This window comes from Moritella sp. 5, from assembly GCF_018219455.1.
Classification (GTDB): Bacteria; Pseudomonadota; Gammaproteobacteria; order Enterobacterales; family Moritellaceae; genus Moritella.
Map to the genome: position 1 here is coordinate 1,797,166 of NZ_CP056122.1, position 26,463 is coordinate 1,823,628.

At 39.5% G+C, this 26,463-nt stretch carries 21 protein-coding genes; 16 read left to right on the forward strand and 5 right to left on the reverse strand.

From position 1 onward, the window contains the following. Window positions 1-207 precede the first annotated feature (207 nt). From HWV01_RS08075 to yghU, 10 genes are all read left to right on the forward strand, one after another. Window positions 208-870, forward strand: coding sequence for a DNA alkylation repair protein (locus HWV01_RS08075; RefSeq protein WP_211674890.1), 663 nt, complete (start codon window positions 208-210; stop codon window positions 868-870). Between the two features lie 135 nt (window positions 871-1,005). Further along, entirely contained in the window at window positions 1,006-1,521 is a 516-nt protein-coding gene (locus HWV01_RS08080) for a DUF6624 domain-containing protein (RefSeq protein ID WP_211674891.1), read from the forward strand. A gap of 118 nt (window positions 1,522-1,639) precedes the next feature. Then, on the forward strand, window positions 1,640-2,197 hold the full coding sequence (locus tag HWV01_RS08085) for a hypothetical protein (RefSeq protein ID WP_211674892.1): 558 nt from the start codon (window positions 1,640-1,642) through the stop codon (window positions 2,195-2,197). 115 nt (window positions 2,198-2,312) lie between these two features. Continuing rightward, window positions 2,313-2,528: a hypothetical protein gene (locus HWV01_RS08090; RefSeq protein ID WP_211674893.1), complete on the forward strand. Its 216-nt coding sequence runs from the start codon at window positions 2,313-2,315 to the stop codon at window positions 2,526-2,528. Window positions 2,529-2,880: 352 nt separating this feature from the next. Beyond that, window positions 2,881-4,833 (forward strand): transglycosylase SLT domain-containing protein, encoded by a 1,953-nt coding sequence (locus tag HWV01_RS08095; protein ID WP_211674894.1) that lies wholly within the window; start codon window positions 2,881-2,883, stop codon window positions 4,831-4,833. A gap of 154 nt (window positions 4,834-4,987) precedes the next feature. Continuing rightward, entirely contained in the window at window positions 4,988-7,666 is a 2,679-nt protein-coding gene (locus HWV01_RS08100; protein WP_211674895.1) for an EAL domain-containing protein, read from the forward strand. 124 nt (window positions 7,667-7,790) lie between these two features. After that, the gene (locus HWV01_RS08105) at window positions 7,791-8,186 is read left to right on the forward strand and encodes a hypothetical protein (RefSeq protein WP_211674896.1); all 396 of its coding nucleotides are present in this window, start codon (window positions 7,791-7,793) and stop codon (window positions 8,184-8,186) included. Window positions 8,187-8,257: 71 nt separating this feature from the next. Beyond that, window positions 8,258-9,637, forward strand: coding sequence for a lyase family protein (locus tag HWV01_RS08110; protein ID WP_211674897.1), 1,380 nt, complete (start codon window positions 8,258-8,260; stop codon window positions 9,635-9,637). A gap of 112 nt (window positions 9,638-9,749) precedes the next feature. Continuing rightward, window positions 9,750-10,289, forward strand: coding sequence for a GNAT family N-acetyltransferase (locus HWV01_RS08115; RefSeq protein WP_211674898.1), 540 nt, complete (start codon window positions 9,750-9,752; stop codon window positions 10,287-10,289). A gap of 53 nt (window positions 10,290-10,342) precedes the next feature. Continuing rightward, the gene (gene yghU / locus HWV01_RS08120; RefSeq protein ID WP_211674899.1) at window positions 10,343-11,200 is read left to right on the forward strand and encodes a glutathione-dependent disulfide-bond oxidoreductase; all 858 of its coding nucleotides are present in this window, start codon (window positions 10,343-10,345) and stop codon (window positions 11,198-11,200) included. A gap of 105 nt (window positions 11,201-11,305) precedes the next feature. Here yghU and HWV01_RS08125 read toward each other — a convergent pair whose 3' ends face one another. Further along, window positions 11,306-13,429, reverse strand: coding sequence for a methyl-accepting chemotaxis protein (locus tag HWV01_RS08125; protein ID WP_211674900.1), 2,124 nt, complete (start codon window positions 13,427-13,429; stop codon window positions 11,306-11,308). 396 nt (window positions 13,430-13,825) lie between these two features. Between HWV01_RS08125 and HWV01_RS08130 the strand changes: the two genes are divergently transcribed. Then, on the forward strand, window positions 13,826-14,152 hold the full coding sequence (locus HWV01_RS08130; protein WP_211674901.1) for a hypothetical protein: 327 nt from the start codon (window positions 13,826-13,828) through the stop codon (window positions 14,150-14,152). Between the two features lie 246 nt (window positions 14,153-14,398). Beyond that, window positions 14,399-15,331, forward strand: a complete 933-nt coding sequence (locus HWV01_RS08135) for an exopolyphosphatase (protein ID WP_211674902.1) — start codon at window positions 14,399-14,401, stop codon at window positions 15,329-15,331. A 113-nt stretch (window positions 15,332-15,444) separates the two neighbouring features. Here the strand turns inward: HWV01_RS08135 and HWV01_RS08140 are convergent, their stop codons facing one another. Further along, a complete protein-coding gene (locus HWV01_RS08140; RefSeq protein WP_211674903.1) occupies window positions 15,445-15,612 on the reverse strand; it encodes an SEC-C metal-binding domain-containing protein in 168 nt (55 codons plus the stop codon). A gap of 172 nt (window positions 15,613-15,784) precedes the next feature. Then, window positions 15,785-16,591: a RecX family transcriptional regulator gene (locus HWV01_RS08145; protein ID WP_211674904.1), complete on the reverse strand. Its 807-nt coding sequence runs from the start codon at window positions 16,589-16,591 to the stop codon at window positions 15,785-15,787. Window positions 16,592-16,936: 345 nt separating this feature from the next. Between HWV01_RS08145 and glnD the strand changes: the two genes are divergently transcribed. Then, complete coding sequence (glnD, locus tag HWV01_RS08150; RefSeq protein ID WP_249185480.1) at window positions 16,937-19,513, forward strand: [protein-PII] uridylyltransferase; 2,577 nt, start codon at window positions 16,937-16,939, stop codon at window positions 19,511-19,513. Between the two features lie 85 nt (window positions 19,514-19,598). On the opposite strand, the gene HWV01_RS08155 is transcribed toward glnD, so the two are convergent. Both HWV01_RS08155 and HWV01_RS08160 read right to left on the reverse strand, forming a co-directional pair. Then, the gene (locus HWV01_RS08155) at window positions 19,599-21,692 is read right to left on the reverse strand and encodes a methyl-accepting chemotaxis protein (RefSeq protein ID WP_211674905.1); all 2,094 of its coding nucleotides are present in this window, start codon (window positions 21,690-21,692) and stop codon (window positions 19,599-19,601) included. A gap of 417 nt (window positions 21,693-22,109) precedes the next feature. After that, the gene (locus HWV01_RS08160) at window positions 22,110-23,648 is read right to left on the reverse strand and encodes a PLP-dependent aminotransferase family protein (protein WP_371816350.1); all 1,539 of its coding nucleotides are present in this window, start codon (window positions 23,646-23,648) and stop codon (window positions 22,110-22,112) included. 111 nt (window positions 23,649-23,759) lie between these two features. Between HWV01_RS08160 and HWV01_RS08165 the strand changes: the two genes are divergently transcribed. The 3 genes from HWV01_RS08165 to HWV01_RS08175 all read left to right on the forward strand — a co-directional run bounded on the left by HWV01_RS08165 (window position 23,760) and on the right by HWV01_RS08175 (window position 26,371). After that, entirely contained in the window at window positions 23,760-24,371 is a 612-nt protein-coding gene (locus HWV01_RS08165) for a GNAT family N-acetyltransferase (protein WP_211674906.1), read from the forward strand. After that, window positions 24,358-24,903 carry an FMN-binding negative transcriptional regulator gene (locus tag HWV01_RS08170; RefSeq protein WP_211674907.1) on the forward strand — a complete coding sequence of 182 codons (546 nt, stop codon included), beginning with the start codon at window positions 24,358-24,360 and terminating at the stop codon, window positions 24,901-24,903. The genes HWV01_RS08165 and HWV01_RS08170 overlap by 14 nt, the downstream gene beginning before the upstream one ends. 76 nt (window positions 24,904-24,979) lie before the next feature. Next, window positions 24,980-26,371: a glycoside hydrolase family 1 protein gene (locus HWV01_RS08175; RefSeq protein WP_211674908.1), complete on the forward strand. Its 1,392-nt coding sequence runs from the start codon at window positions 24,980-24,982 to the stop codon at window positions 26,369-26,371. The last annotated feature ends 92 nt before the right edge of the window (window positions 26,372-26,463 follow it).

Sequence of the window (26,463 nt, forward strand, 5' to 3'; positions counted from 1 at the left end):
ACATGGGTCTCTATAAATACCGTTCTTGTTTTTATCCGTGTTTTATTTGATTTCGGATTGCTATTCATCAATATCTATTTGTAATTTAACGTGAATTTGCTATTGTCGATAGTTATTAAGTTGAAGTTAAATTCGCTTTATACAGAATACTGTATAGTAAACTGTTATGCCAAAGTTGATTTTATTCTTATGGAGGTTGCATAATTAATGAGTATCGTTGAAACGGTAAGATTTCATCTTTCTGAAATTGGGTATCCTAAAAGTAATATTAAAACAGGCCAAGCTAGGGCTATATCAGCTCAAACTTTCAAAACTATTGAAAATAAAGATATATCTAACGTATTGGTATTATGTACGCAATTATTGGAATCCAAAGATTGGGCGTTGGGTGTTATTGCTTACGATTGGGCTTTTAGAGTTAAAAAGCAATACTCAAAGGAAACGTTCTACATATTTGAAGATTGGTTAACAAACTGTGTTACTGATTGGAATGATTGCGATGATTTCTGTACTCATGCTTTTGGGGAGTTAATATCTCAATATAATGAGTTATTTGATATGACACTAAAATGGATTAGCCATCCTAACTTTGCCGTTCGACGAGCTGCTGCTGTCATACTAATTTACCCAATTAATAAGGATAAACACTTAGGTTTAAATCCATTGAAAATTGCGGATTTATTGATTAAAGATGAGCATGATCTTGTACAAAAAGGGTATGGCTGGATGCTTAAAGTGCTTAGCCAAAAAGAACCTCAATTAGTCATTAATTATATGAAATCTAAGTATACGATCATGCCTCGAGTTGCATTTCGCTATGCAATAGAAAAATTAGATAATCAAACAAAACTAGATTTAATGTCACTTTGAGTATTAGGATAACAAAGCCATCAACACGATGCTTATAACATTCGGCGTTTTTGGTTTAAAGTTATAATTGATTTTGAAAGTTGGCCGTCAGCACGTGTTATGGCGGCGTTGTTAGCCGTCTTTTGAGAGTGTACCATGCGATTAGAATTACAAGCTGAGTTGCTGAAAATGCAAGCCGAAGATCAGAGTTTACTAAAAAAATTGATCGATAATGGTGACTTGAAAGAAGATGAATATCATCCTGAAATGAAAGCTCTTCACGAGAGAAATAATTCTCGTATTAAAGATATAATTCAAAATATTGGTTGGCCTACGATCAGTTTGGTTGGTAAAGACGCTTCAAAGGCAGCATGGCTTATCGTTCAACATGCAATCCTAGATGAAAAGTTTATGGCTGCATGCTTAGAGTTATTGCAGGAGGCGATAAAGAATGATGATGCTGAAAGTTGGTGTTTTGCTTATTTAAAAGATAGAACATTAACTATGAAGGGGAAGCCTCAAATATACGGTACACAGTTTGATATGAAAAATGGCAAAGTTGTACCATTTCCAATTGAGAGTACTAGTGTTGTAGATGAGTTACGAAAAGAGATTGGTTTAGATACTGTTGCTGAGGCCGCCCAAAGAATACAAGAACGATATAAGTTGTAAATATACGGCTAACAAGGCTTTAAAAATGGATTCGTAACAGTTGGCTCGATTCCGCTTCGCTTCACATTTTAGCCAACTGTCATTAACCGCTTAGGGCGGCGTTGGTACCTAGGAAAGTATGAAGAAAATATTCAACGGAATTGATGTAACTTTGATAAACGAGCCTTATTATTCGGTCAATGCGACAGATAACACTCGTTCATATGAAGTTGAACTCTGCAGAAATCAAAAATACCAACATTCTTCAGCACATGGTTTATTCGTTGGCGATATCGATAGCCCTGAATCATCAGTTATATTTTTAGGCGTTGGCGGTGCGACAGGAGTGCACGAATACTCTTTTACCATTAACGACGATATTTGTTATGTTGCTTCAGGTGACTCTATCTATTCTCTTAAGCTTCCCACACTAGAACTTATTTGGGTTAAAAAAGTTGATTTTGCTACTTGCTTTGGTGTTTTTTGGGTAAATGAGTACGATTGTTTAATTTCTTGGGGTGAATTAGATATACGCCGATTAAAATCCAATGGGGACAAAATCTGGACGGTATCTGGTCCAGAAATTTTCACAGAGGGTTTTGAGTTTGCTGGCGACAACGTATTAGTTACGGATTTCGACGGTATTGCCCATAGAATATCTATTGAAACTGGTCTGTCGGTGCAAGTCGTTACATAACAAGAGTTTAAAGTGGGACTGCTAACAGTTTGCTTGGTTTCGCTTCGCTACGCAATTTAAGCAAACTATTATCAGTCCCTTAAATGGGCGTTAATGCACTACGAGGAAACAAATAATGGCGCAATGTGAATGTGGTTGCGAAGAAGAAACGGTATCAGGTAATTTCCGACCAGGGCATGACCAAAAACTAAGGACATCCTTAGAACGCCGTGTTGGTGGGTTGATGGCTTTGAGAGACTTGGTGGAATCAGCAGAAGCGTTATCTGCTGGCGATCTATCAGAAGAATCTCACACTAGTCAGGTGCGAACGATTATGAATTCCGTAGGGTAGTAAGTCCGTAAATGGCGGCGTGAATCTCATTTACCAATACTTTCTGTAACGCGAATTCCACCCTTTAAAGCTCCAGCTCTAAGCCACTTTTGTCCAAGAACTAGTTAGCTAGGCTAGCTAACTCATTGTGAACACCAAGGGACTCTGTCGTACCATAACTACCAAGCGACTCTGTCGTTTTTATAATTACCAAGGCTCTTTCCCCTTTGCGCCATTCGAATCAGGCCATTATATTTTCGTAGATTAATGAACTTCTTGAATAACTCCTACACTAAAAAGAAACAGGGCCGATTACAAACAGTATTGGTATTTAGCTAGCTGCGCTAAAGCAGAGTATCTCACGGATGAATCGATGAAAATATTTTTTATATCTTTGTTTTTATTATCATTTTCAAGTTTATCTAGTTCGCTTACGTGGAGCCAGCAAAGAGGCCTGTATACGGAAGCTGTAGACTTACAAGCACAACAAATGTGGTCCGAAGCGTTACAAAAAACAGAGCTTATTCCTGCATACCCATTAACCTACCTACTTGAATACCAACAGCTTAAAGCACACTTTAGCCGCAACAGTTTGGTTGCAGTGCAATCTTTTATAAAGGATAACCCTGATCGTCGCGTGAGTTATGATCTGCAGCGAAGCTATTTATATTACTTAGCAAAAAACCAATATTGGAGTGAGTACCTGTCTTTTTATCCGCAACTTCCCAATTCACTCGACTTGAAATGCTTTCATTTTCAGGCGCGATTAGCGGACAACCAAGCAGATGAAATTTGGGCTGATGTGCAAAAAACCTGGTTAACGGGATTTTCCTTGCCGAATGCCTGTGATAGCGTCTTGGAGTATTATCTTAATAGTAAGAAAATATCTCAGGCATTAATTTTTCAGCGTTTTCACTTAGCTTATGTAAATAATAAAACATCACTTATGTCTTATTTAATCACCTTAATGGACAAGGAAAATGAACTGTTAGCTAAGCCGTTATATGACTTACATAAAACACCAACAAAGTTATTAAACAGCCCCTTATTTAAGAGCCCTTCATTTAACAACAAGGCGCATGCTAGCCACTATTTTTTAGTTGCGAGTATTAAACGTCTTGCTAAAAAAGATATTGAATTAGGATTAAATGCATACCTCACTTATGAGCGTAAAAAATATTTTACATCGGCAGAGCAAGTCAAATTAAAAAAATACCTTATATCGCGCATTATGATCCGTAATGAAACTAAGTTGTTACCTTGGCTAGATAAAGCGCTTTCGGCTTTAGGGGATGTACCATTAACGGAGCATAGGATCCGTTATGCGATTAAATTTAATCATTGGGCCGATATAGAATATTGGCTGGCGAAGCTGAGCGAGATTAAGCAAGTAGATAGTAAGCAGCTCGATAGTCAATGGCTGTATTGGCAAGCACGAGTATTGGAAAAGAAACAGCAGCAAAATCAGGCCGATAAACTTTATCAAAAAATCGCGACTGAGCGTAACTACTACGGCTTTTTAGCCGCGCAGAAATTAGGTGTAGATTACCAGTTTAATGCCAATATAGTTAGCTGGCAGCAGCAAGACTTAGATCATCTGAAAACACAGTTAGCACATATTAATGAACTGTATTTCCATCAACATAGGTATTTACTTAAACGTGAGTGGCGGACCTTAATTAGCGCTCAAAGTAACAATTTGCAAAGGCAGTTAGGTTTATTTGCCTTCCAAAAAGGTTGGGCTCATTTGTCGGTCGTTGCCAGTATTCTTTCTAGAAGTTGGGATGCCTTGAATATTCGTTTCCCTGCCGCTAAACCACAGCTTTTTTATGCTAATGCCGACCGATACCAACTCGACTTAAGCTATATTTACGCCATTACTCGCCAGGAAAGTTCTTTTGACGAGTCTGCTAATTCTCCGGTCGGGGCTCGTGGTTATATGCAACTGATGCCGAAAACGGCAAAAGAGACCGCACGTAAAATTGGGTTGGAAAATTATAAAAAGAAAGTACAGTTAACCGATGGCGATATCAATGTACAGTTAGGTACAGCCTATTTTGATAGTTTACTTAAGCGCTATAAAGGGAACCGGGTGCTGGCAACTGCGGCATATAATGCGGGCCCGAATCGAGTAGACCGCTGGCAAGCCAGCAAAGACGGCAGGGCAGAGCAAGGCTTAACGATGGATAGCTGGATCGAAGCCATTCCCTATAAAGAGACCCGACGTTATGTCAAAAATGTTTTAGCCTATAATGTCATTTATCAGCATATCTTAGATAAACCGCTTGAGTTTCTTACGCCTAAAGAGATAAATGCACGTTTTTAATATAATGAATCGCCTAACCATATCAGTAGGAAATATTTTGTTGGACAACAAAGCTGGTCAGTTCGTTTAAAATGTGTAAATGCAATTGATAATGGTTCTCATTATCAATATAATCCATATCTGATTTGAGTATTAAACCAGTAGGTAATCTGTAGTGTTGGCACAAAATATCCGTTTATGGTTGTCTATAACAATGAGTTTGTTGTTGTTTCCTTTATATTTTCTGTATGTGGAATTACAGCAGAATGAGCAAGAACGGGATTATGAGGAACTGAATCAACATGCTAGCCTAGCGTTCGACACTGCTCAGCGTAATCTTGACGCTTTGCAGGAACACCTCGTGTCATTACGCAGTATGATGTCCTACCAGCCTGAACTTTCTCGCCAGCAGTTTGATCAGTTTAATGCTCAGTCATCACTAAGTGATTACGGTATTGTTGTGTATGAGTGGATCCCTAAAACCAGTCAGCAGCAAACCCCGGATTTAATTAAGGAAGCTGTTAATACCGGCATTTTTGATTTTCGTTTTAGCCGAGTTGGAACAAGTGAAGTATTTTACCCTATTTATTATTCGGCCTCGGCTCAGATGAATGGTTTATCCTTGGGGATTAATCTGGCGGATATCGATAGTATTCGCGAGGGGATGACATTAGCGGCCATAGATAACAGTCTGCAGTTAGTGATCAGTGAGAATATGTCACTTGATGAAGCGACAACACCTGAAGTTAGGTTGTTGTTACCTGTTTTTGCTTTGAATGATCAAGGTGAGGTTGGTTCTGAATTGAGGGGCTATGTAAGTGCGATGACCCACTTTGATGCAGCGATGGAAATTCTTTTAGGGCCAGTACTAAGCCAGAGGCAGAATCTTGGTTTAGAGATCTACCGTGAATGTTTGCAAAATACTGAGCTGTTATTTACTTCGTTACATCAACAAAGCTCTACGCCTGAGTATCGAATTGACTTTACACAAAATTATGCAAATTGGCAGTTGCGATATCAGTTTGTTGATTTAAGTCCACCTATGCCTTGGTGGTATCTATCTCGCCCCATGCTAATTGTCATCGGTATTGGTTTAATCATTTCATTGTTTCTCTTGTTGTTACGTCATTCGCTATATCGTCGCATACGCGCTGAAGAACTCGCCAGAGAGAAGACACATTCGCTAGAGTTAGCACAAAATGAATATCATAACTTGTTTGAAAAAGTGGTTGAAGGTGTTTATAGCGCAACGCTTGAAGGACAGTTTTTAAAGGTTAATCCGGCGTTAGCTCGGGCTTTTGGTTATGAAGATCCAAGACAGATGCTGCAAGCGGTTGAGCATATTGGTCGGCAACTACATCGAGAAGATCAATCATATCAGGCCTTTTTAGAGACGTTAAAAGAGAAAAAAGAAGTATTTAACTATGAATGGGAAGGGGAGGATCGTCATGGGAATACTATCTGGCTGTCAGAAAATGCATATTTAAATACAACTGAGGATGATTGTGTCGTGTATCAAGGTACTTTGGATGTGATTACCGAACGTAAATGTAATGAGCAGCAGCTGAGTTATCAAGCTAATCACGATGCCTTAACGGGCTTGTTAAATCGAACTGCCTGCCAGAATTTTTTGGAACATTATTTACAGAATAAACAGTGGGGCGTGGTGCTATTTATTGATCTTGATGGTTTTAAAAAGATTAATGATACCTATGGGCATGGCGTTGGCGACTTTTATCTGCAAAAAATAGCGGACAGATTAACGCAGATTTTACGTAAAAAAGATAGAATTGCACGTATCGGCGGTGATGAGTTTGTCATTTATTTTGAGGGGGAAATGTCTCAACAAACCATTAAGAATTTGGCTGAACGTTTACAGCGTGAAGTCACTCAGCCTGTTCTATTCGATGGGTCGTCTATCGCTCTACAGGTTTCTGCCAGCATTGGATTCACCTTCTTAGGCCCTCATTATCAGCATGCTAGGGATATTTTACGAGACGCAGATCTGGCCATGTACGAAGTGAAAAAGAACGGTAAGGCGAACTATCAGGTATTTAGTTTAGCCTTGCATGAGCAGGTTCAGCGCCAGGCTGAATTTGATGTTCTTCTACATAGCGCATTGGAAAAAGAGGAGTTTAGTTTATGTTTTCAGCCTGTCGTCTGTTTGAAAGATGCCCGAACCCGAGGTTTCGAGGTCTTGTTGCGCTGGCATAATCCTAAATTGGGTCAGGTTTCCCCTGAGCGTTTTATTCCTCTAGCAGAGAAATCTTTGCTGATTCAACCCTTAGGTTTATGGGTTATTACCCAGGCATTAGCCAGTTTTCGTCGGTTAACCTTGCTAAAGCCTAATGCAGGGCTTTATCTGAATATTAATTTGTCGCCGCGTCAATTACAGGATGATCAATTAGTGAAAGTCTTACCTAGATTGTTAACCGAAGCAAAAGTCGCACCAGAGAGTATCCGTTTTGAACTAACAGAAAGTGCTTTGGATATGAATGAGCAAGTGGTGACAGAGCGTTTGTCGGCACTAAGAGCGATGGGCTTTAAAATATATATTGATGATTTTGGTACAGGGTATAGCTCATTAAAACGTTTGGTTCAGTTTCCGATTGATGGTATTAAAATTGATCGATCGTTTGTTGATGGTTTAGAAGAAGACTCCAGTAAGCAGGTTATGATCGAGGTAATAGTTACGATGGCGCGTTTACTCAATTTACAAGTCGTCGCAGAAGGTGTGGAAACTGAGGCACAACGGAAATTGTTAGAGGTAGGTGGTTGTCGATTAGCTCAGGGCTATCTGTTTTCTCGTCCATTGCCGGAAGTTGAATTGAGCCGACAGCTTGTAACTGCTTGAACGGACTAATCCAACGGACTTTTGACGTAAAATATTCATGACCAATTTAAAATTTCCTTGAATATCCAATCAAACCGTTTATGATAATAAGAATCATTATCATAAACGGTTTTTAGGGAATGCGATGAACTTGTCGACATTAAATGTTAAAAACACCTTAGGTGACGGCTGCGCTCTTGAATATTATGAACAACTTGGCAATGCTATTGAGCATGCTGATTCACCGCAACGTCACGACATATTCTTGTCCTACTTTCAATTAAGTGATCAGATCGCAGCTCCGCTTGATGTAGAGCAGTGCTGGTCACTATATTTAGCACAGCTTACGCTCCTTTTACGTTCAATAAAGAATGAACTGTTACCTAATCATTGGCGTCGAGCTTGTTACGAAGTGCTAAACAAGCCGCTACTTTCACTGCAACGTATAGCAACGACAACTGAAAAAAAACATCAGCTAAATAGTTACTATATTCAAATAAACAAACAAGTAACAAAGGTATTCAACCTACACCCTTTTTAAATTACGTTAATCGCAGGCTAATTCGACGGTACTGAGTTAGTGCCATTCATCTGATAATTACGGAAAGAACAATGACAAATTTTAGAATAGAAACAGACAGTATGGGCGAACTTGAAGTGCCATCTTCGGCACTCTATGGCGCACAAACACAACGCGCAGTTAACAACTTTCCAATTAGTGGCCAGCAATTACCCGTCGGCTTTATTCGCGCCTTGATCCAAATTAAATCCAGCGCTGCGGCAGCGAATAAACAACTTGAATTAGTGTCCCCAACGATTGCAGATGCGATTATTTTGGCTTGTAAAAATTTGTCTGAAATGGGCGATGTAATGCAGCATTTTCCGGTCGATGTTTACCAAACTGGTTCCGGTACTAGTTCGAACATGAACGCGAATGAAGTTATTGCACATCTTGCTAGCGAAATAGCCGGCGAGCCAGTCAGTGCTAACGATCATGTTAACTATGGTCAAAGTAGTAATGATGTTATCCCAAGTACAATCCATGTAAGTGCCGCACTCGCGCTTGCTAATCAGTTATTACCGGCATTAAATCATTTAGTTCAAGTTATTGAGACAAAAGCGCAAAGCGTTGATCATTTTGTGAAAACAGGGCGCACTCATTTAATGGACGCGATGCCCGTTAAAATGAGCCAAAGTTTGCATAGCTGGAGCGCGCAGGTTAAGCAAAATATTAATAACTTAACGGCGCTACAACCTGTGGTTCAGCGCTTGGCACAAGGTGGAACAGCGGTGGGGACGGGAATTAATGCGCACGCCGACTTTAGTCGTGTATTCAATCAACAATTAAGTATTGCAACGGATCTAGAATTTACGCCTGCAGATAATCTATTTGCATTAATTGGCTCGCAAGATACCGCTGTTGCATTGTCTGGTGCGCTAAAAACAACCGCAGTATCATTGATGAAAATAGCGAACGACTTGCGCTGGATGAACTCTGGCCCACTGTCTGGTCTTGGTGAGATAGCCCTTGAAGCACTGCAACCAGGGTCTTCAATAATGCCGGGTAAAGTGAATCCTGTGATCCCAGAAGCAATGGCGATGGTTTGTGCGCAGGTTATGGGTAATGACACTGCGATCACGATTGGTGGACAATCAGGAAACTTCGAACTTAATGTTATGCTGCCTATGATTGCGAATAATCTACTTAGTAGCCTGAATTTATTGAGTAATAACGTGGTGCTATTAGCTGATAAAGCTATTGCGACTTTTGAAGTACAGCAACAGAATATAGAGCAAGCCTTGGATAAAAACCCAATTTTAGTAACGGCACTTAATCCTATTATCGGTTATCAACTAGCGGCTAAAATAGCTAAGATAGCCTACAAAGAGAAACGCGCGATCATTGATGTAGCGCTAGAGCACACTGAGTTATCACGTGAAAAATTGAGTGAATTACTCAATCCGCTGAAACTGACTCAGGGTGGTCTTTAAGTTAAACTAGTCCCTTGTGAGAGCAGGGGACTTGTACTTTATATTTTCGCTAATTATGTTAGTTTATGTTGTATATATTAAAATTAGCGTTAAATATTAAAGGTATAAAAGGATGTTTTTAGTTACAAATAGAGTGCAATTACGATCGCTCGATATGAGTGATGCCGCCGAATTCTACGCATGGTCATGCGACCGAGACGTGACTCAATTTAGCTTATCTTCTTATGCCTACCCGCAATCCCAAACGGATATTTCAACCTGGTTATCAAGTATTAATGACAATTCAAAATGCGTGTCATTGGGTATTTGCTGTGCTGAATCCGGTAAATTGATTGGTTATGCAGGTATTGCGTCAATCAGTACACTCAATCGTTCGGGTGAATATTTTATTCTTATTGGTGATAAAAGTTATTGGGGTAAAGGTATTGGTACAGAGGTTACCAAAGTGATCTCCGACTATGGCTTTAACACGCTGGGTTTACACCGAATTGAATTAACGGCCTATGCCAATAACCCATCAGCGATCCGCGCATATGAAAAAGCCGGTTATGTTCATGAAGGCGTTAAAAAGCAATCGGGTTACCGCAATGGTAAATTTGTCGATAAAGTAATGATGGCAGTGCTGGCAATTGACTGGCAAGGTATTAGTTAAACGAGTGGGCTTGTTCGGTTCACTGAACCAATAGATAACACTAAGGAAAGATTATGGAAAGCGAATACATACCACCGGCAGTTTGGACAAACGATAATGATAATGGCGGTACTTGGGCATCAATAAATCGCCCTGTTTCTGGTGCTACCCACGACAAAGTACTACCCGTCGGCATTCATCCTTTACAGCTTTATTCGTTGGGAACGCCAAATGGTCAAAAGGTCACGATCATGTTGGAAGAGTTGTTAGCCTTGGGCGTGATTGAGGCTGAATATGATGCTCACATTATTAACATTGGTGAGGGTGATCAGTTTTCATCCGGGTTTGTTGGTATTAATCCAAATTCCAAAATCCCTGCATTAGTGGATCAATCTGGTGAACCGTCGATTGAAGTGTTTGAATCGGGTGCTATCTTACTTTATCTTGCCGATAAGTTCGGCCATTTATTACCGAAAGATATCGTGAAGCGCACGACAGTATTGAATTGGCTATTTTGGTTACAAGGAGCAGCTCCGTATTTAGGTGGTGGGTTCGGTCACTTCTATGCTTACGCACCAGAAAAATTTGAATATCCAATTAACCGCTTCACGATGGAAATTAAGCGTCAACTCGACTTGTTAGACAAGCAACTTACTGCGAATAAGTTTATAGCAGGTGATGAATATAGTATTGCCGATATTGCGATTTGGTCTTGGTATGGCAACGTGGTGCTTGGTAAGGCATATGATGCTGCTGAATTTTTAGATGTTGGAAGTTATAAGCACCTGCTACGTTGGGCTCAAGATATCGCAGACCGTCCTGCTGTGCAGCGTGGTCGAATCGTGAATCGTACATCAGGCGAAGCATGGGAAGCGATAAGTGAACGCCATAGTGCTGCTGATATCACTGAGGCTTTAATGCTAAAACCTTAACGCGTATCATGAAACGTGGTGTTATATGCAGATGACCAGCACAAGCCGAACAATGGTGCTTGTGATGGTCATTATTATTTCTGTTTCTATTCGTTAAATTTACGACTACTCGACTTTAAACTGCCCAACCAATACTTGCTGCTGTGATGACAGTTTCGCAATATCATGACCTATTTTTTCTGCCGTGGTCGATTGATCTAAAATTGATTGGCTTAAATCACGAATATTAGCAACATTGCCATTCACTTCTGTCGAGACTGTTTTTTGCTCGCTGGCCGCATTGACAATCTCACTGTTCATGCTTTGGATATCAGCAACAAATGATGAGATATCCGCTAAGCTATTTACGGCTTGCTTAACTTGCGTTGCGGTTTCAAGGGCAAGGTGATTACCTTCTGCTATTGCTGTAGTTACACTACGTGTTCCGGACTGTAAATCTTCGATAACCACTCTAATTTGATCCACAGAATCGTGCGTTCTGCTTGCAAGTTGTCTCACTTCATCGGCCACCACTGCAAAGCCTCTGCCTTGCTCACCAGCTCTTGCAGCTTCAATCGCAGCATTAAGAGCGAGTAGGTTGGTTTGTTCTGATATACCTTCAATAACAGATAGTATGGCGCTAATGTTACCACTGTTCTTTTCTAGTTCATCAGCAATCGGTACGGCCATCGCCATTCTTTCTACTAATTCCTGCATTGTATCTGCTGATTGTTGCACGACAGCTTGGCCACCTTTTGCTGATTGTTCAGCTTGGCATGCCATTTCTGCAGCTTTATCTGCATTTTCTAGAACTAAGGCTGACGTTTGTGTCATTTCTTCAGAGGCGGTTGCGACCATATCCACTTCTCTAAATTGTGACTCACTGCCTTGGCGTGACAGCTCGGCTATTTCACCGGCTTCTTTAGACGTTTTACTGATGGCATCAGAGGTTTCAATCACATCTTTGATCGTACCTTGGATTTTATCTAAAAAGCGATTAAACCAAATAGCGAGTTCGCCCACTTCATCGGTAGATTTAACATCCAGTCGTTGGGTTAAGTCGCCTTCACCGCTCGCAATATCTTGTAGACGAGTTGCAACATCTTTAATCGGTGCGACTAACTTAACGGCTGCAAACCAAATAATAAGCAAACCAAGTAGGGTTACGATAATCCCTGTGATAATTTGAATTTTAAGGGTTTCGTTTGCTTGATCTTCAATGAGTTGATTAAGCGCTAACGCATCTGCCATCACGGTTTTTCTTGGCATGGTGATGATAATACCCCAGTTGACCGCGCTGAGTTTAATCGGCATGAAGACGGTTAAAGATTGCTGATTTGCACTCCATTGTGACTGTGTTACACCATCGGCTAGCCATTGCTTCAATTGTGGGTCTGCGATTTGTTTACCAATAGCAGCATTGTCATCATCAGAAGCAACCAGTTGTCCATTGTTACTCACAATACGAACTTTACCAGCGCCAGCAAATAAAGCCTGGTCTGCGCGTTGTGCATATTGTTGTAAAACGTCTATTTTGAGGTCAATGCCTGTTACGCCTATTATTTTACCTTGTTTGCGTAATGGAACGGTAATGGGACTGATTAAGTGAGTAGCACCATTCTCATTGTATAAATACGGTTCAATCACACACATACGTTTATTGGTGATACTGCAGCTATACCAAAAATTGTTTGCCTGCCCACTAATAGCCTGCGTTGTGTTATTGATCTGCTGTTCACTTTTAATTGTTAAGGTAGGTTTATTTTGATTGTTCTTATACCAGTAAGCAGAAAAGCGGCCTTGATCGTTAGAGCTGACATAGTCTGCATTGGCATAATTAGCATCTTCACCATCTAACATGTTGGGGAGGAAGGTGGTAAATGCGGCGTGCATATTATCGAAATTTTGCACCGAGCGCTTTAATAATTCAGAGACGGAGTTTCGTAGTTCATCACTGCTGGTAAAATTTTCTTCAGCGTTAAACTGCAGAAATGCAATACTCTCGGCTAACATTTCTGCACGGTATGTTGCTTCGTCTAAATATTTTTGTACGATTGATGCTTGTGTATTTGCTTCACTCATCAGTAATTGTTCGGATTTTTCACCGACAGACTCGCTGCTCTGGACTTGAATTATTTTTTGGTTGGACGTAGATGACAACAGCGTAAAGCTGATTAATGATATTGCGACAAGTAAAATGCAACACCCTGAAAGCAAAGTAATCTTCCACTGAACTGATAACGAACCCATGTTAATTCCCTTTAATACCCCAATATAGTTACATCAGTTAGGTTTATATTTCAAATTAATGCCTAACTAAGTATATTAACTATGTTTATACCAAGTTACGGGATATTAATAAAGTGTTGCAAGTAAATTAAAATTGTAACAAGTGGAAGTTGTAGTATGGAGTAATGCGAAAGTGCCACCTACTTCAGCGGCAATAACTGAGTTGAAACGAATTATTGAAGGGTGACTTCACGGTTATTCTGTTTTATAAAAATACGAATAAATCACATGTGATTATTAAACATAAGATTTTTAGCCGTTATTCGCTGCAACATGTGGGCATTAAATTTAGCTATCACTAGACTTAGTACTATTGACATTATTTTTACGTTATAACTTCTATTTGAGGGTTTCTAAATGAAAATGATCAAAGCGTTGAGTTCTGTTCTATTCGCTTCTGCGATGCTAGCTGGTTGTACTGGTGTTTCGATGAAAACGCAAAACTTAAGCGAAAGTGAATATACGGTCATTGGTCCAGGAAAAGCCACAGTGACGGGGATCATGTTATTTACCTTTATTCCTATTCAACAAAATGATCGTTTTGTTCGTGCACAAAAAGCTGCCATTGCATCGCAAGGTGGTGATGCAATGATTAATGTTGAAGTACAAGAAGATTGGTTTTGGGCGTGGATACTTAACGGGTATCAAACGACAGTGTCTGGTGATGTAGTCAAATTAAAATGAAGTAGTTTATGTGTTTTAATATCAGTTCACTATGGACTCAATATTGCTACAATGCGGAGTTCGTAGTACCTTAATTTTGGTCATAAATTGTGATTATTATTCATCCATCTTAGGTTTGTTTTGCGCGCAAGTTCAAGCTTGGGCAGTTACAAAGCCTCTCTCGTACAATCTCCGCTTGATTCTCACTCTTCTATACGGTTATCTTTAGTTATCTTAGGTTTAAACTTATGTGACAAAGGAATGAATATGTCAGAACAAAAATATCGATTAGTAACGCGCAGTGATTTTGATGGTCTAGTATGTGCAGTGCTGTTGAAACAACAAGATCTCATTAGTGACATTAAATTTGTTCATCCTAAGGATATGCAAGACGGTAAAATTGATATTACTCCGTATGATATCGTGACAAATTTACCTTATGTTAAAAATGCCCACCTGACGTTTGATCATCACCTTTCTGAAACTATTCGTAATACTGGCGAACGCGCTAATCACATTATTGATCCAGATGCGCCTTCTGCTGCACGTGTGGTGTGGGATTATTATGGCGGTCTCGATACATACCCTGCTGCATGGGTTGAAATGATGGACGCGGTTGATAAAGGTGACTCTGCACAGTTCAATAGTGATGAAGTATTAGACTCTCAGGGCTGGAATTTGCTCAATTTCTTAATGGATGCACGAACAGGGTTAGGCCGTTTCCGCGAGTTTAGAATCTCGAACTATGCTTTGATGATGGACTTGATTGATTATTGTAAAGATCACAGCATTGATGACATTTTGGCATTAGCAGATGTGAAGGAACGTATTGATTTGTACCGTGAACACGAAACTATGTTTAAAGCACAGGTTCAGCGTTGTGCAACTGTTCATGGCAACTTAGTGTTACTTGATTTAACTGACGAAGAGACTATTTTCGCTGGTAATCGATTTATGATTTACGCACTGTTTCCACAATGTAATATCTCTATCCATAAAATGTGGGGTTTTCAAAAGCAAAATATTGTGTTTGCGACAGGTAAATCTATTTTTGATCGTAACTCGAAAACTAACGTGGGTGAGCTAATGCTTCAATACGGTGGTGGTGGCCATATAGCTGCGGGTACTTGCCAGATTGAAACTGATAAAGCGGAAGCGACTCTGCAAGAATTGATTACAACAATTACAGCAGACGGTTAGCAAAAAGCCTCCAAAGCTATATTGAATAATAGCAGTGGAGGCTTTTTAGTACTTATGGTTAATTTAGTACGTCTACTAATTTAGTCAAAAGTACTATTTAATAAAGCGCGTGATTATTTACCACAACACTTCTTAAATTTCTTACCGCTGTTACACGTGCAAGGATCGTTACGGCCAACTTTAGCGCCTTCTCTTACGATCGGAGCTTGTGGTTCGTGGTGGTGACTACAGCCTGGACCGTGTACGTGACCTTCTTCGCCGTGTGCGTGTTGGTTTGTCATTGTGATTCCTTTATTCGATATTGGTACTTTGTTATCTTTAATGAAACTATATAACAAAGTTTCTCGATTTTTGCCAAAGTTATTGTAAATAAATTGCCTTGAGAACCAAATTAGCTAAATAAGCAGCATTCTTGTTAACCAATTGAATTCAACTTATCAATTCAGTCCGCAATTAATCTGATGGATTGAGCGCTTCTTTGATTTCATCTGAGTCGAAACCTTTACGCGATAGATAGGCGTAAGCTTTAGATTTACCCGCGCTGTTGCTTATGTCGTAACGTTTCTTATTTAATACATCTAAACAGCTTTGATAAAAGTCTATATCACCAGCCTGTTCAAGTTGGTCTATCACGTTATCAAAATCTTCAACGTCAATTAACTTGCTGCGCAATTCACTACGTATAACGCGTTTACCTTTACCTTTACGGTATAGCTTCATGGTTTCTTGGCTCAAGTCTGCTTTTTCAGCTTTGACTTCGAGTTTGGACCTTAACGTGTCTTTTTCTGGGTGCATGGCCAATGCGTGATCAATCTCGGCACGTGAAAACCCTTTGGTGGTGAATTGCGAATAGAGTTTTTCTTTGGTGGTTGAGTGAAATGTTTGAAATGTACTTATTAATCGTGATGCGGCTAACTCAAATTGGTCAATCTCCTCATCATCCATCACTTGTTCAATCGCTGCTGCTGCATCTTTTTCATCTACGCCTCTGGCACGTAATTTACGTGAGATGGCCGATTTACCTTGTTCATTATGAAAGGCGGATTCAGCAAAAATAACAGCAAAGTCAAAATCGCTTTTGATGTAGTTCTTACTAACTAGATCGTCTAATACGGTTTCTATCCACTCTTGATTGTCTGTCTTACGTTCAAGCTTGGTGCGTATTTCTGCAAGAGTGTAGTCCTTTTGAGCCAAATGCCAATATGCCGAGTTGTAGACATTATCTATCGATTTAGCTTGTCGTAGTTCTTTTTGCAGCATGTCTTTAGCCAACCTGTAACGTATTTTTTTTAGTGAACTTATATTATACGCTTTATCTACATTATACATGTTGTTAATTTTAACAAGATTCTGGACATAAATAGTGATAAACATGATCTATACACGGCTGATTTTATACACGTACTCTAAGCTATTTGATTAGTGTTCTAACATTTATATGAGCACGAAACCCACCGGATATATGTAGAAGAGCAATAACCACAGTGTAATTGAATGATTTAGTTAGAGCTGTTATTATTTTAACTATAACTATTGTTGGTGAGCTTTTAAGGGAGAGCTTGACAGTTTAAATACTGATTCAAGCTATTATAAAGGATGATTAACATGTCTTTCGTTTCAATGGAAACTTCTGGTGCAGAATTACGTCGACGCATTGCAGAGTTTGATCGTGAGTTAAACCAAAAATTTCATACTGATTCAATTCAATCATTAATGGAAAAAAGATCCGAGTATTTTGATCAAATGCTTATTGCACTTTGGTGTTCATTTGAATTAAATAAGTCAGTTTTATCCATCAATGCAGTTGGTGGCTACGGAAGAAAAAGGCTTCATCCTCAATCAGATATAGATCTGGCCATTATTAGTGATGGTCAGGTGTCCACAGATGTTGAAGAAAAACTGTCTTGTTTTGTCACTAAGCTTTGGGATTTAGGGACAGACATTGGGCACTCTGTCAGAACGTTCAAAGAATCAATTCAATTGGCAACAGAAGATATTACCATAGCGACAAATTTGCTCGATATTCGTCCATTGTTAGGGCCATCGTCTCACGCATCAATGATCAAGGATGCGCTTTTCCAAAACAAGGTTTGGACAAGTAAAGCGTTTTTCCATGCGAAGCTAACAGAGCAGGAGAGCCGCCATAAACATGCAAAAAATACCGCGTTGTACTTAGAACCTAATTTAAAAAATAATCCGGGTGGTATGAGAGATGTACAAACCATACATTGGATAGCCCAAAAGCATTTTTTAATTGATAACCCGAAAACAATAGAGTCGACAGGTTTTTTAACCTCAGATGAAACCTCTGAACTACTCGAGTCCTATGATTTTGTCTGCCGAATACGCTGGGCGTTACATTCAGTTGTTAGCAGACCACAAGAAATACTACTGTTTGATTATCAATCGGCTGTCGCTGAATTTATGCGTTTCGGTGGCGATGATAATACCCAACATGCGATTGAAAGCATGATGGGTTACTTGTTTACTGCGATGACGCGTATACGCGAATTGAATCAAATGCTCAGTGATTCTTTTCAATTTGATATTTTAAAGTACCAACCCAAGAAGCCTGAGCGCATTATTGATGAATACTTTATGGTTCGAAATAACTTAATTGAAGCAAGATATAAAGAGGTTTTTATCGACAAACGCCAAGTATTAAGGGTGTTTGTATTGATTGCTAAACATAAAGATATTAACGGTATTGCCCCTGAAACACTCAGATTATTAAGACAGACCAGACGAATATTACTGGGTGAACTGAGCTGTTATCAAGGATGCCGGGAAGAGTTTATTACTCTTTTACAACAGCCTAACGGGTTAAAAACCTCACTCAGTTTAATGCACCGATATGGAATCTTAGCGTCCTACTTTGCACATTGGAAGCAAATCGAAGGTCAAATGCAATACGATATGCATAACGCTTACACCATCGATGAGCATACCTGTAAAGCGATGCAAGCAATCGACAGTTTCAGTTGTGACTTTAATAAGAAAAGTTTTATTTATAATGTAAATCAGCATATTAAAGATAGAATCCCGCTAATCTTGGCGACGCTTTGCCATCATATCTCAGGTAAGCAAGCTGTTGAGAATAGTCAACTTAGTGCCATTATTGCTAAAGAGTTTGCAGAAGTTCATCAACTAAAAAATTCAAGTATTAAACTTATTTATTGGTTAGTAGCAAACCAAGACCTCCTTATCGGGACGATTCAAACTCAAGATATTAACGATCCTAATGTTATCAAGCAATTTGCTAAACGTGTTGGCTCTTTTGATAAGCTTAATGCGCTCTACGTGTTGACCGTGGCAGATATGATCGCCACAAACGAACAATATTGGAATGAGTGGCACGAATGTCAATTAAAACAGCTGTATTTATCAACCCGAGATGCGCTAAGGCAAGGTATAGAGAATATATTCGAAGTTCGTACCCTTATCAGAGAAAATAGAAATGACGCAACAAGTAAACTAACCAGCATGGACTGGAGCGAACAAGACATCGCGTCGTTATGGTCAACTTTACCCAATCATTTTTTTAGCAGTAACAGTGTTGATGAGATTAGTTGTATTACAGAGCAAATTTTAAAGGGCTCGGTGAAACAAGATATGATTTTCATTTCCGATAGTTTGTCGCCTAGTTCAACCTGCTTAATCGTTTATACAAAAGACAGACCTAAGCTTTTTGTTGATATATTCAACACATTAGCTACAGCTAAGTTAAAGATCAAAGATGCGCAAATTATGCAAACAAAAGACGGGATGGTATTAGAAATAATCAAGTTACTTGATAGCAAAAATGAGCCGATAACTGAAAAAATTCGACTTGATAAAATAGTCTCTCGAGTTAAAAAATCAATTAACAATGAAATATCGTACAACAATTTGTCTACACCGAGGTTTGTGAAAAACTTTGAAAACATAACCGTTGTAGAATTTTTAAAATCAAGTAAAAAAAATAAATCACTCCTAAAAATCAACACATTGGATGATCCTTGTTATATGGAGGAAATCTGCTCTGTATTTTCACAAAGTGATTTAACGATTCATTCAGCTAAGATTAGTTCTCTTGGTGAATCGACAGAGAACGTTTTTTTAATCTCCAAGAATAGCGGGGAACAAATCACCAATGAAGAGCAAACACATTTAAATGAATTATTGGTATGTCGAATTGCGTAATTCGCTACTAGCCCTAAAGCTTTAAAGTCCAAGTTCACATCACAATGTAGGACTAATTGTGATGTGAATTAGATTAAGTTAAGCCCTAGATTTTGAAATGGCTTAATTCTCCACGTAAATTCGTCGCACTGTCAGTTAACTCGTTACTAATTATGACTGAAGCACTCATACCTTCCATTACTTCCATTGTGGTATCGTTAATACGTACAACATTGCGGTTAATTTCTTCAGATACGCAGCTTTGCTCTTCTGCCGCTGATGCGATCTGATTATTCATATCGTTGATCACTTCAATTGCTTGGTTTATTTCCTCAAACGCTTGTTGTGCAGATTGCGTTTCTTTTTTAGTCTCAACAGCTTGCTGCTGTCCCTGCTGCATTGATATCACAATGGATTGTGTTTCTTGTTCTAGCCTTGCCAGCATAGCACCAATCTCTTTAGTTGAAGTTTGCGTGCGGGTTGCAAGGTTACGCACTTCATCAGCAACTACCGCAAACCCACGTCCAGCTTCACCAGCGCGTGCTGCTTCAATTGCTGCATTTAAAGCAAGTAGATTCGTTTGTTCTGCAATACTACTAATTTCTCCGAGTATCCCTTGGATTGAGGTGCTCGATTCAACCAAGTTTTGAGTTTGATTTTGAGCGTTGTTAATTTGAACCGCTAAATTGTCAACAGAGGATACAGCTGTATCCATTCGACCAATGCCGCTTATACTATTTGTTTGAACTTGGTTTGCTGCTGTGGCTGCTTGCATAGCTGAGTTAGCGACTTCTTGAGCTGTGACACTCATTTCATTAATTGCTGTTGCTAACGAATTAACTTCATTGACTTGAATATCGAGTTGCTCTTTGGAACTGGCTGCACCTTTTAAGCCTGCGCCAGCCCCTTGTTCAACTTGGTTTGCGCTTGTCATTACAGCACGTAACATGTCTTGCATACGCTCTAAAAAGATATTAAACCAGTATGCCAGTTGTGCACTTTCATCTTTACCTTTTACTTCTATACGGTAGGTTAAGTCGCCATCGCCTTGGGCTGCATCTTTAAAGCGTTCGACTAAATTAATCAGTACTTTACCAAGTGAGTTTGCAATAAAGCTCATTGCAGCAATACCAATAATAACAGCGATTACGCCTGCAAAAATACCTTGATTGAGTGCTTCTGAATTTTGTTCATGACTCCAGTTCTCAAATGTTGCCACACTTTGAGTCAGTTCGTTGGTTGGAACCGATACCATCACAATCCAAGGCGCACCACTAGTATCGATAGAGGTGATCGCGTACTCATCATTACCAATAGTGATCATACCAATATCATCCAGAGTCGCTAAGTCTTGAATCTTTTTCCACTGCGACGACAATGCTGAAGGTACTTTTTTACCTACATGGCTGTTATCTTTACTATTAGCCAGTAAAGCCCCTTTCCATGAAGAAATAATGATATTACCTTTCCCATCAAAGAGTTTTTTGGCGAGATTTTCACTTTGGCCTTGTAGTTCTGTCAAAGAGAGGTCGAAGCCAAGTGAACCTATGATTTTACCGTTTAGTTTTAATGGCTGGCTAATTGTAGTTATCAGTTCCTTTTGGCCTCGAACTGGATACATATAGGGTTCCATTACGAAAGTTTGTCCAGTTTCATAAGGGATTAAGTGCCAATCATCGGTTCGTTCGCCATTTGCGTTCAGAGTTGTATTGTTAAAGCTATCCATTGCGACAATATCAAAGCTGTTATTTGAATTAGGTGAAAAAAATGGTGCTAAATAGCCTTTAGTATTGAATGCTTTTGCCGCGTTCGATTCTGACTCTTGTGGCCACGTTTTTTCTTCCCATACCATATATCCAGCAAAAACAGCTTTGTCTTGTACTTCAAGTGAGGCTGTGAACTGCTTAACAATTGTCTCAGCATCTGCTCGGGTCTGTGCGCTTAGCTCAATGATGGAGCGTATTTGAGTAAGGTTTGCTAAAACTGGGGACAGTTGATTCTCGATAGTTTTAGCTTGATTAGCTGCGGTCGAACGTAAGTTCAAAGTGGTCGCATTGGTTAGTTGTACTTTTACTTTTTCTGTTATTTCTTGGTTTACTTTAGTAAAAGCGTTGGTTGTCATCCCCATCGCTATTAATAAGGTAAAGACCATTGTTAACCCTGCGCAAATGGCAATACGCGTCCGTATACTTTTAAACATGTGATCCCTTACTCATCCCGAGCTGTGTTTTATAACTGATTGTCGTGAAATGAGTATACCTATATTGCTCTACACTCAATTAGGTGTTTATCAGGGTGGTTGTTTATTGAGCAATAGTGTAACCGCATAGTTTCGATTTATAAATTAGGTTTTTTAACTAGTGAAATTATTATATTGGGCTAAAAGGTATTTAGAATAGGTATTATAGCTTGTGGGATTCGTGAAGTAGTGAATAATTCTTTTGGTAGATGAAATCTAATAAAATTGGAGGCATGGCTTTTGGTTTTTTTATCATAAATTATTGACTTCGATCATCTTTTGTCGGCTGCTGGTTATTTTTGAAAGTTAGTTCCAGCTAGCCTCCCATAGAGTAAACCGAAAGGAGTTAAGTATTAAATCGACCTATTATTGAGTAAATTAACCATACAATTCTTGAACGATAATTTTCATTCCCTGCGTTATTTCGACTTCATTCATAGACGCAAAACCCACTCTAATAAACCGATATTGGGCCTTGTCTTGTTTGGTTATCAAATGCTCTGTTACCAAATTAAAGTCAACCTCGGTCTGTAAATACACATCCTTGGTCAGTAATGTTTGCTTTAGACCAGCAATTGATACGCCCATATCCACCCACAGTGCCATGCCGCCAGGAGGGCAATCAAAAGTGATTGGCAGACCTTGGTGTTGATAATCCCGTAATAGGTTAACTAAAAAGTCACGGCGTTTATGGTAGCAGCGGGTCATACGTCTTAAATGACTTTCAAAACCACCTTGCTGCATCCACTTCGCGACCGCTTGTTGCATTAACACATTACTCTTATGGTTCATTAACGTTTTGTATGCCGTTAACTCCGTGATTAATGCATTATTTGCTACCACGTAGCCAATACGGGCACCACCGAACATTAATTTGGAGAAGGTTGAAATGTAGATAACTAAGCCGAGAGGATCATCTGCTGCCATCGGGGCAATCGGTTGAGAGTCGTAATGGAACTCATGGTCGTAATCATCTTCAACAATTGCGACGCCGTATTGTGCGGCTAGTTGATATATCTGCATTCTTCTACTGGCCTCCAATGTGACCGTAGTAGGGTATTGATGTAATGGGGTCAGATAAATGAGTTTAATATGCCCTTTTTCAAGCTGTGTGGCTAAATGTGCAGGGATGATGCCTTTATGGTCTTGCTCTATGACAATCAGTTCAGCGCCAGAACTTTTAAAGGCAGCCCATGCTGGTGGATAACCGAACTGTTCCACTGCCACTTTATCACCTGCTTGTAATAGCAGTTTAGATACCATGTACAGGCCTTCTTGAGAGCCATTACAAATCATGATTTCTTTATCGATTATCGACCTGGCACGACGTAAATAGGTTGAAATTTGGGTGACTAAATCCGTTTCACCGACATTATTATCATAACCTAAACGGGTAAATTTCGGGTGCTGGCAAAGCTGTGAAAAATAGTGTTTGAATTCATTAAATGGGAATAAGCGGTTATCAGGTTGGCCTCCTGAAAAGTTGTATTTATATGCAGTGGCCCCCTTAGTCGGGGCAATGGCTGTGGTCTTTTTATGTCGAAACTGCCACTCAAAAGTTTGATGCTTGACTGTGGTGTTCGCTATCACCTTACTTGTTTGAATGGGTAATTTATTTACGACCCGATATCCCGAACGCTCTTTGGCTTCAATCCAACCTTGGGCAACTAATTCTGCAACTGCGGCCATTATGGTATGGCGGTTAACGTTTAACTGCGTGGCTAATGTACGAGCTGAGGGAAGTGCCTCATTTGGAACGACCTGTCCCTGCTTAATTGCTTGTTTTAACGCATCGGCGATGAGTAAATATTTTGCGCGGCGCTTTCTTTTTTGTTCTGTTATCTTTTGTTCAGTTTCGACATTGGTTTGTGCTGTTATGTGTGCATTGATGGCAAGTGTTAGGGTAAGTAATTTCAAACTGGTCTACCATTTTTATTAATTCTGGTTGTAGTAGTTATACCAAATAAACGCATAATTAGAAAATATTCAACATTCTGTATTCAAAATAAGAATAAGGAAATCTAACTTATGCTAAAACGAATTACCCTTGAAAGTGAATTGATCAAATTAGAGCCGATAACAATGGCTCATCTATCTGATTTTTGTAAAGCGGGAAACTTTGCTGAAGTTTGGCGGTATATGCAGTCAAACCCTTGTGAACATATCGAAATTACACGAACTTGGATTAGTTACATGATTGACGAAATGGACACCGGATCACAAATTGCGTTTGTCATCATTAACAAGCAGAGCAATAAAATAGTGGGTTCAACGCGTTTGTTTCGCGTAAATGAAGTCGATCGCGCTTTGGAAATAGGACATACCTTTATCTCTCCTGAGTTTCAACGCAGCCATGTTAACTCCCATGCTAAATATCTGTTGCTTGAATATGTTTTTGAAACATTAGATTTTACTCGTGTTGAAATTTGTACTCATGAGAACAACTTACAATCACGTCGTGCGATTGCACGTATCGGTGGTCAGTTTGAAGGTATTTTAAGAAAGAATCGTTGTGCAGAAGATGGTAGTTACAGAAACACTGCCTTGTTTAGCATTATTAACAACGAGTGGCCGCAAGTAAAAGCGAACTTATTAAAAACAGGTCAGTGTAAAGAGGTGTTTTCTTATGTCTCAAACTAAGCATGATAAGGATGTCGCAAAAGGTATGACTCAGTCGTTTGCGGTCATTAAGAACCAGCCATTGGCGACGATGGTATTTACCGACGCTACCAATACACCGCATATTAGCCATATCCCTTTTCATTTAAGTGTTGATGAGCGTTATTTAATTGGGCATGTTAGTAATCGACACGCATTAGCTAAAAAGTTGAAAACGCAAACCTGCGATAGGGAAGGAGTCGAGCTTACTCTAGTGTTTCATGGTAAGAGTTATTACATGTCTCCGAATGATGTAGGACCATGTGCTCGAAAACCTCAAACGGTTCCCACATGGAAATACTCTAATACTCATGTAGTAGGTGTGGCTGTTGAAATCGTTGATAGAACAGATAAGTACCAGCAAATGGTATTAACAAGTGCTTATTTTGAACAAAATCAAACGACACCTTGGACTATGGATAAAGTGCCTAGAATTGCCGTCTCACATATGCTGAATGCGATTACGATATTTAAAGTATCGATTATTGAGCTAAATTCAATTTTAAAAGTGTGAACGTGTTCAACTAGTCATTATTTATTATAGTTTATCATCGCATTCAACATGGATCGTTTTATGAGTTGAGGGACAAATGAATTTATTTCCACAAGATTTCTTATGGGGCGGCGCGATTGCGGCAAATCAGACCGAAGGTGCGTTTAATCAAGACGGTAAAGGTTTATCGACTGCGGACTTATTGCCTAAAGGGATTTTAAGTCAACACCAAGAACGTGCAGATAAAACCGCGGGTATTAAAGATCTTGCTATCGATTTTTATAACCGTTATCCGGAAGATATTCAGCTATTCAAAGAGATGGGGTTTACCTGTTTAAGGTTATCAATTGCATGGACGCGTATTTTTCCTCATGGCGATGAAAGTCAGCCTAATGAAGCGGGTCTTGCTTATTATGACTGTATTTTTGATGAATTAGCCAAGCATGATATTAAACCTTTTGTGACGTTATCGCATTATGAAATGCCTGTGGGATTAGTTGAGCATTATGGTGGTTGGGCAGATCGAAAACTGATTGGTTTTTTTGAACGTTATGCAATAACCGTGTTTGAGCGTTACCAAAATAAAGTGAAATTGTGGCTGACTTTTAATGAAATTAACATGTCGTTACATGCACCGTATACCGGTGTCGGTTTACCCGAAGCCGCTGATGAGCAAGCCATTTATCAAGCAATTCATCATCAACTCCTTGCCAGTGCCAAAGCGGTGACCTTGTGTAAACAAATAATCCCAGATGCCCAAATTGGTAATATGTTGTTGGGTGCGCTTAATTATCCTTATACCTGTAATCCCGATGATGTTATGGCTGCGGTACACGAGAATAACAAATGGTTATTCTTTGGTGATGTGCAGACCCGTGGTAGATACCCTGGTTATATATTGCGTTATTTCAGAGACCATAATATTGAAGTCAGAATGGAGGAGGGGGATTTAGAAACGCTGGCTGAAGCGAGTGTCGATTTTATCTCGTTTAGTTATTATGCCAGTGGCTGTGCCAGTGCTGACCCCAAGCAAAAAGAAGTCGGTAACATTATTGATAGTGTACCGAATCCTTATTTAGAGAAAAGTCAGTGGGGTTGGTTAATCGACCCGAAAGGTTTACGGGTATTATTGAATTTCTTGTATGACAGATACCAAAAGCCTTTGTTTATCGTTGAAAATGGCTTAGGGGCCCGTGATGAAGTTACTGCGGATGGCGAGATCATTGATGATTATCGTATTCAATATTTGAACGATCACTTAGTACAGGCAAGGGAGGCGATCTTAGATGGTGTTGAACTTCTGGGGTTCACCAGTTGGGGGCCGATTGATTTAGTGGCCAACTCAACCGCTGAAATGGATAAACGCTATGGCTTTATTTATGTTGACCGTCGTGACGATGGCCGTGGTACTTTAGAGCGAACCCGTAAAGAAAGTTTTTTCTGGTATAGGGATGTGATCCAAACGCGCGGAGCCTCACTTAACGTTTAAGATCTAACCGCTGGGAGATCTTACTTGCGCTCATGGATAATGGGCGTATATTTTATACCTATTAATCATTATCTTTACTACAAGTGAGTGTG